This is a genomic window from Rhodococcus sp. Q1, assembly GCF_004153645.1.
GTDB classification, from domain to species: Bacteria; Actinomycetota; Actinomycetes; order Mycobacteriales; family Mycobacteriaceae; genus Rhodococcus; species Rhodococcus gordoniae.
The window spans coordinates 1-2,022 of sequence record NZ_SDMJ01000019.1; the positions used below are offsets into that span (position 1 = coordinate 1).

2 rRNA genes (1 of these 2 only partly in view) are annotated in these 2,022 nt (G+C 56.7%); both read right to left on the reverse strand.

The features are described from left to right. Positions 1–7: 7 nt before the first annotated feature. A 5S ribosomal RNA gene (gene rrf, locus EQ874_RS22735) occupies positions 8–124 on the reverse strand. Between the two features lie 108 nt (positions 125–232). Further along, positions 233–2,022, reverse strand: a 23S ribosomal RNA gene (locus EQ874_RS22740) (it continues 1,382 nt past the right edge of the window).

Here is a 2,022-nt window from a genome sequence, read left to right on the forward strand (position 1 = left end):
AACGGGTGTTCGGCGGTGTCCTACTCTCCCACACCCTGTCGAGTGCAGTACCATCGGCGCAGACAGGCTTAGCTTCCGGGTTCGGAATGGGACCGGGCGTTTCCCTGTCGCTATGGCCGCCGTAACTCTATGAAACAGTAACCACGCAGAACATCGACAACCCTGCTACCGCAGGATCTTCGATATCTGTGTGTGTTGTTTCAGATACCGCACAGTGGACGCGTAACATCTTCGTGGTAAGTCCTCGGCCTATTAGTACCGGTCACCTCCACCCATTGCTGGGCTTCCAGTTCCGGCCTATCAACCCGGTGGTCTGCCGGGGGCCTTACCCCCTCGAGGGGGTGAGAAACCTCATCTTGGAACAGGCTTCCCGCTTAGATGCTTTCAGCGGTTATCCCTTCCGAACGTAGCCAACCAGCCATGCCCCTGGCGGGACAACTGGCACACCAGAGGTTCGTCCGTCCCGGTCCTCTCGTACTAGGGACAGCCTTCCTCAAGTTTCTAACGCGCGCGGCGGATAGAGACCGAACTGTCTCACGACGTTCTAAACCCAGCTCGCGTGCCGCTTTAATGGGCGAACAGCCCAACCCTTGGGACCTACTCCAGCCCCAGGATGCGACGAGCCGACATCGAGGTGCCAAACCATCCCGTCGATATGGACTCTTGGGGAAGATCAGCCTGTTATCCCCGGGGTACCTTTTATCCGTTGAGCGACACCGCTTCCACATGCCGGTGCCGGATCACTAGTCCCGACTTTCGTCCCTGCTCGACCTGTCAGTCTCACAGTCAAGCTCCCTTGTGCACTTGCACTCGACACCTGATTGCCAACCAGGCTGAGGGAACCTTTGGGCGCCTCCGTTACATTTTGGGAGGCAACCGCCCCAGTTAAACTACCCACCAGGCACTGTCCCTGAACCAGATCATGGTCCGAGGTTAGAGGTCCAATACGATCAGAGTGGTATTTCAACAACGACTCCACCCATACTGGCGTATGAGCTTCACAGTCTCCCACCTATCCTACACAAACCGAACCGAACACCAATACCAAGCTATAGTGAAGGTCCCGGGGTCTTTTCGTCCTGCCGCGCGTAACGAGCATCTTTACTCGTAATGCAATTTCGCCGAGTCTGTGGTCGAGACAGCAGAGAAGTCGTTACGCCATTCGTGCAGGTCGGAACTTACCCGACAAGGAATTTCGCTACCTTAGGATGGTTATAGTTACCACCGCCGTTTACTGGGGCTTAAATTCTCAGCTTCGCCACCGAAGTGACTAACCGGTCCTCTTAACCTTCCAGCACCGGGCAGGCGTCAGTCCGTATACATCGTCTTACGACTTCGCACGGACCTGTGTTTTTAGTAAACAGTCGCTTCTCTCTGGTCTCTGCGACCACCCCCAGCTCACGGAGCAAGTCCGGTCACCGAGCGTGGTCCCCCTTCTCCCGAAGTTACGGGGGCATTTTGCCGAGTTCCTTAACCACAGTTCTCTCGATCGCCTCGGTATTCTCTACCTGACCACCTGTGTCGGTTTGGGGTACGGGCCGTGTACCAACTCACTAGAGGCTTTTCTCGGCAGCATAGGATCACTGAATTCCCCTCAACGGGTACGCATCACCTCTCAGGCTGCATGAACGGCGGATTTGCCTACCATTCGCCCTACCGGCTTACACCAGGTATTCCATCACCTGGCCCAGCTACCTTCCTGCGTCACCCCATCGCTTGACTACTACAATCAGGGTCCCGTGCAGCCATCCCCAGAGCCCCCGAAGGGACACAGGAGACTTTTGGACGGTTAGCACAACTGATTCGCCATTGGGCGCGGATACACGGGTACGGGAATATCAACCCGTTGTCCATCGACTACGCCTGTCGGCCTCGCCTTAGGTCCCGACTCACCCTGGGCGGATTAACCTGGCCCAGGAACCCTTGGTCATCCGGCGGACGAGTTTCTCACTCGTCTTTCGCTACTCATGCCTGCATTCTCACTCGCGTGGCCTCCACACCTGGATCACTCCGGCGCTTCCA